The sequence below is a fragment of the Paraburkholderia sp. SIMBA_030 genome (genome assembly GCF_046535245.1).
Taxonomy (GTDB): Bacteria; Pseudomonadota; Gammaproteobacteria; order Burkholderiales; family Burkholderiaceae; genus Paraburkholderia.
In genome coordinates, this window is the sequence record NZ_JAWRXB010001183.1 from 1 (window position 1) to 251 (window position 251).

General features: G+C 64.5%; 1 pseudogene. It reads left to right on the forward strand.

Annotated elements, in window-relative coordinates:
- Window positions 1–251, forward strand: a pseudogene (locus tag SB772_RS43765) (methyltransferase, TIGR04325 family); the annotation flags it as partial.

Consider the following 251-nt stretch of genomic DNA (forward strand, 5'->3'; position numbering starts at 1 on the left):
GTGCAAGATCGCCGCCTGGGATTATCCCGTGCTCTTTTGGATGCGTGATCTGGTCCGCGAAACCGGCAGCCTGGTCGATGCCGGCGGCCACATGGGCACCAAATACCGGGCCTTCCGCTCACACTTGCCGCTCGGTCCCGATTTCCGCTGGGTCGTCTACGACCTGCCGTCGATCATCCGTGCCGGGCAGCGTCTCGCCGAAAAGGACAAGCTGACGCGGCTTTCCTTCGTCGACCGCATGGCCGACGCCG